Annotated in this window: 5 protein-coding genes; 1 reads left to right on the top strand and 4 read right to left on the bottom strand. The window is 74.6% G+C overall.

From position 1 onward, the window contains the following. The 3 genes from AB8Z36_RS31435 to AB8Z36_RS31425 all read right to left on the bottom strand — a co-directional run. Positions 1-552: lactonase family protein (locus tag AB8Z36_RS31435; protein WP_440582045.1), on the bottom strand; the 552-nt coding region annotated here is incomplete at its 3' end. Between the two features lie 114 nt (positions 553-666). Further along, entirely contained in the window at positions 667-837 is a 171-nt protein-coding gene (rpmF, locus tag AB8Z36_RS31430) for a 50S ribosomal protein L32 (protein WP_369216789.1), read from the bottom strand. Positions 838-943: 106 nt separating this feature from the next. Further along, positions 944-2,203, bottom strand: a complete 1,260-nt coding sequence (locus AB8Z36_RS31425) for an MFS transporter (RefSeq protein WP_369216788.1) — start codon at positions 2,201-2,203, stop codon at positions 944-946. A gap of 176 nt (positions 2,204-2,379) precedes the next feature. On the opposite strand from AB8Z36_RS31425, the gene AB8Z36_RS31420 reads away from it, so the two are divergent. Next, complete coding sequence (locus tag AB8Z36_RS31420; protein WP_369216787.1) at positions 2,380-3,312, top strand: LysR family transcriptional regulator; 933 nt, start codon at positions 2,380-2,382, stop codon at positions 3,310-3,312. 59 nt (positions 3,313-3,371) lie between these two features. Here the strand turns inward: AB8Z36_RS31420 and AB8Z36_RS31415 are convergent. Further along, a partial coding sequence (locus tag AB8Z36_RS31415) for an amidohydrolase (RefSeq protein WP_369216786.1) occupies positions 3,372-5,034 on the bottom strand: 1,663 nt, incomplete at its 5' end.

Below are 5,034 nucleotides of genomic sequence, written 5' to 3'. Positions count from 1 at the left end.
GGGTAGACCGAGTCGTTGCCCAGGTCGACGGCGAGGACGTACCGGCCGCCCCCCCCCCCCCCCCCCCCCCCCCCCCCCCCCCATCGACGCGCCGAGCGCGCCCGACGCGTCGATGGGGTGCACGGCCACGCTGCCCGACCCGTAGTTCGCGCTCAGCAGCCACCGGCCGCCCGGGTGCACGGAGAGGTGGCAGGGCGCCGCGCCGCCGGTCCCGCGCGTGCCGAGGACTTCGTGCTTGCCGTCGGAAGCGAGCGCGATGGCCGTCACACCGCCCCGCTCGCGCTCGTCGACGGCGTAGAGCGTGCGGCCCGAGGGGTGCAGGGCCAGGAACGAGGGGTCGGGCACCCCGCCGATCGTGCCGGTGCCGGTGAGCTGCCCCGTGGTGTCGTCGTACGACGCCAGGCCGATTCCCTGGCCGCCGCCCTGCTGCGAGGTGTACGTCCCCAGGAACAACTGCCCCGCGCCGCGCGGCCGGTGCGTCAGCGCCCCGTGGACCGCCCGCCGTCCGGGACGGTGCACGCTCTCTTCGTCCGGCCCTGCTCCGCTGTTCATGGCTGCACCTCGGGGGTCGGGAGTGACGGATGTGGCAGCCACAGTGCCCCGTACCCGGCGACGCCGACAAGAGGCGCACCGCCGCAGGACATGCTCGCCCCGCCGCGTGCCGCGTCAGCCCTCCGGCCGCAGCAGGCCCCGCTCGTACGCCTTGACCAGGCGCTGCGGAACCATGTGCCGCACGCCGTCGACGGTCACCGGCGCGAGCTGCGGCGTCGTGGCCTTCCACTGGGCGCGGCGGTGGCGGGTGTTGCTGCGGGACATCTTGCGCTTGGGCACGGCCATGGCGGGGCTCCTGAGTGAGGTGGGATGAGGAAGGGGGGTGGAGCCCTCACGTTATATGAAAATGAATGCCATTAACAAACGAGAGGGGTGACCGCAGCCAGCTGGCTCATGGGGTTCGCGAGCGGCCGGTCACCTCGCGCAGCCGCCGCGCACGCGAGGCGCCCCCGCGCCACGGCAGCAGCAGCGGCGTCGCCAGCATGATCAGGCCCGCGCCGGCGATCGCGGCGCGGGGGCCCGTCACGGCGGCGAGCAGTCCCCACAGGGCGGTCATCGCCGCGATGGAGGTCTTGCCGGTGACCGACCAGGCGGAGAGGACGCGGGTGACGCGGTCCGCCGGGGCCCGTTCCAGCCGGAGGGTGGCGAGCACCGGGTTGTAGACCCCGATGCAGGTGATCAGGGCGGACTCGATCACCATCACCAGGGCGATACCCGCGATGCCGTGTCCGACGAAGGCCAGGCCGACCGGCCAGCACGCGCGCAGCGTTCCGGCGGCGAGCAGGACCGTGCGCTGCCCGTACGCGGGAACGAGGCGCCGGGCGAGCCGCGCGCCGACCAGGCCGCCCAGGCAGGGCACCGCGAACGCGAGGCCGTACTGCCAGGGCGCGAAGCCCAGCTCGCCGAGCATCAGCACGGCCAGCGGTGGCGACGCCGCCATGATCAGGCCGTTGACCAGCACCGTGTTCAGGAACAGCGGGCGCAGCACCGGGTCGGCCAGGATGAACCGCCAGCCGTTGAGCAGCTCGCCCGCCCGCACCCCGGACGGCGCGTCCCCGCGCTCGGGCAGTGGTTCCCCGCCGCCGATCGCCTTGATGCCGAGCGCGGAGAGCAGATAGCTGACCGCGTCCGCGGTGACGGTCAGGACGGGACCGAACAGGCCGACCGCCGCGCCGCCGAGCGGCGGCCCGAGCATGGTGGCCGTCCAGGTCGTGGACTCGAAGCGGCCGTTCGCGATCAGCAGGTCACGCGGTGGCACGAGGGACTTGAGGAAGGCGCCGCTCGCCGCCGTGAACGTGATGTCCGCGGCGGCCACGAGGGCCGAGACGAGTAGGAGCTGGGCGAAGCCGAGCAGGCCGAGCGCGTACGCGGCGGGGACGCTCAGGAGCGCCGCGCACCGCACCAGATCCATCGCGATCATCACGGGCCGCTTACGGCGGAACTCCACCCACGGGCCGAGCGGCACCGCCGCCACCGCCCCCACCGCGAGGCCCACGGCGGAGATCAGGGCGACCTGCGACGTACCGGCGCCGAGCGCCAGGATCGCGATCATCGAGAACGCGTCGAAGGCGAGGCGCGTACCGAAGGAGCTGACCGCGTACGCCGCCCAGAGCCACCCGAACCGCCGCCCGAGCGAATGCCTGCCCGCCATGCCCCGTGCCTCCGTCCCGCCATCGACCGGACAACCGCTGGTTGTCGCCCGTCATGTCCCGCACGCGTGCCCCGCGCGACGCCGACGGACATCCAAGCGGCTCACCGGCCCGGACATCAAACAACCGCCTCGGGGGCCCCGCCACAACCACCGGTTGTACACCTAAGGTGGCGGGCATGGATCTGCACGCCGTGCGCGCCTTCGTCGCCGTCGTCGACGCGGGCCGCTTCCAGGGCGCCGCCGCCGACCTGGCGATCACCCAGCAGGCCGTCTCCAAACGCGTCGCCGCGCTGGAGAGGGACCTCGCGGTGCGGCTCCTCCACCGCACCCCGCGCGGCGCCCGGCCGACCATCGACGGCCAGGTCTTCCTGCCGTACGCCCGCGACCTCCTGCGTGCCGAGGAGCGCGCGGCGGCCTCCGTGCGGCCCGGCAGCCGCGCCCTGCGCGTCGATGTGATCGGCAGGCGGCTCGCCCCCGCCGACCTGCTGCGCGGCTTCCACCGCGCCCACCCCGACGTCGCCCTGGACGTGGTGACGCTCTTCGACGCCGACACGGCCGTCGCCGCCGTGCGCTCCGGCACGATCGACGCCGCTTTCCGCGCGGTCACGGTGCCCGCGCACCAGCTCCCCGACGGCATCGAGGCCGTCCGCGTGCACGACGAGCCGCTCCACCTGCTCACCGGGCCCGGCCACCCGCTCGCCGCAGCCCGCGAGGTCACCCCGGAGCGGCTGGCCGGGCACCGCATCTGGATGCCCGGCCTCGTCGCGGGCACCGAGTGGGCCATGTACTACGAGGACCTCGCCGCCGCGTTCGGGCTCAGCATCGAGGCCACCGGTCCCGAGTTCGGCACCGAGCCGCTGCTCGACACCATCGCCGAGTCACCGGGCCTCGCCACCCTGGTCGGCGCGTGGACGCGCGTCGTCTGGCCCGCCGGTGACGACCTGCGGCGCATCCCGGTGTGCGACCCGACGCCGGTCTACCCGCACTCCCTGATCCAGCACGCCGACAACCCGCACCCCGCGCTGCGCAGCCTCCGCGACCACCTCACCGCCGCCTACCGCGGGCAGCGCGGCGACCGCCCGACGTGGACACCGGCCTGGGCCCGCTGAACGGCGGTCACGTCCGCCCGACGGCGACAACGGTCGAGTCCGCCCGACGGCGGCGCCGGTCATGCCCGCTCCACGACCGTCTCGCCGCCCACCACGACCACCTCGGCCCGGGTCCCCGGTATCTCCTCGGGGCGGGCCCGCAGGATGTCGCGGGAGAGCACCACGAAGTCGGCCAGCTTGCCCACGGTCAGCGAACCGCGCTCGTGCTCAAGGAAGTTGGCGTACGCCGAGCCCATCGTGTAGCCGTGCACGGCGGTCTCCACGTCCAGGGTCTCGCCGGGCTGCCAGGGCTCGCCGCCGCCGAGCGGGCGGCGCGTGACGGCGGTGTAGATGCCCGCCATCGGGTCCATCTCGGCCACGTTCCAGTCGCTGGAGAGGGCGAGCACCGCACCGGCCTCGTGCAGGCTGCGCATCGGCCAGGCCTTGTGCCAGCGTCCGGGACCGACGTTCTCGGCCCAGTCCTTGCCGGGTCCGGCGATCTCCGGGGCGCAGTGGCGCGGCTGCATGCAGGCCACCACCCCCAGCTCGGCGAAGCGCGGCGTGTCGCGCGGGTCGAGGCACTCCACGTGCACGATCTGGTGGCGGGCGTCGCGCTCCCCGTTGACCTCGCGGGCGTGCTCCACGGCGTCGAGGACGGTACGGATGCCCCGGTCGCCGGTGGCGTGCACGAAGCACTGGAAGCCCCGCGCGTCCAGCTTCGCGAGGAGCCCGGCGAACTCCTCGGCCGGATAGAACGTGTCGCCCCGGTGCCGCCCGCACCCGGCGTACGGTTCGAGGAGGGCGGCCGTACGCGGCTCCACGACATCGTCGATGTACAGCTTCAGCGGGCCCACCCGCAGCCGCTCGTCCGCGAAGCGTTCCGCGGCGGCGGCGAAGTCGTCCAGGTCGGCGTCGGAGGTGCCGCGCGGGTGGAACAGCGCCGCGACGATCCGCGAACGCAGCCGCCCCTCGCCCCGGGCACGCTCGAAGAGCTCCAGGTCGTCCAGGGAGTTCTGCGGCTCGACGACCGTGGTGATGCCGTAGCCGATGGCGTCGTCCAGGCTCTTGGCCAGGCGCCCGTACTGCCGGTCGGGCGAGGCCCACGGCACCCCGAGCGCGCGCAGCGCCCGGTGCCCGTCGCGACTCAGACCCCTCACCGCGAAGTCCTTGACGAACCCGGTCGGTTCCCCCGTCTCCGGGTCGGTCTCGGCGCGCCCGAAGGGCAGCGAGGTGTGGTCGCGGTCGACGCCGAGGCGGCGCAGGGCGGCGGTGTTGAGCCAGGCGGTGTGGACGTCGTAGCTCAGCACGAAGGCGGGGGTGTCGCCGGTGGCCGGGTCCAGGTCGGTGGCGCGGGGCATCCGGCCGCCGGGGATCGCGGAGTAGTCGAACGCCTCCGCCTCGATCCACTCCGCGCCGGGGTGCCCGGCGTGCCACGCGCGGACGCGGGCGTGGATCTCGTCGAGGGTGCGGGCGCCCGCGAGCTGGACGCAGGCGTCGTCGGAGCCGAGCCTGACGTGGTTGTGCGCGTCGATGAATCCCGGCAGGACCAGCCGCCCGCGCCCGTCGATCACCCGGGTGTCCGGCCCCGTCCACCGGCCGGCGTCGGCGTCGGTTCCCAGCCACGCGACGCGGCCGTCGCGTACGGCCAGGGCCTCGGCGGCAGGAAGGACGGGGTCGACGGTGTGGATACGGGCGTTGCGCAGGACCAGGTCGGCGGGCGAGGGGGCGGGGGTGGTGCGGGTC

The organism is Streptomyces flavofungini, assembly GCF_041028215.1.
In the GTDB taxonomy this organism is placed as follows: Bacteria; Actinomycetota; Actinomycetes; order Streptomycetales; family Streptomycetaceae; genus Streptomyces; species Streptomyces flavofungini_B.
This window is presented reverse-complemented; position numbering and strand designations above follow the sequence as displayed.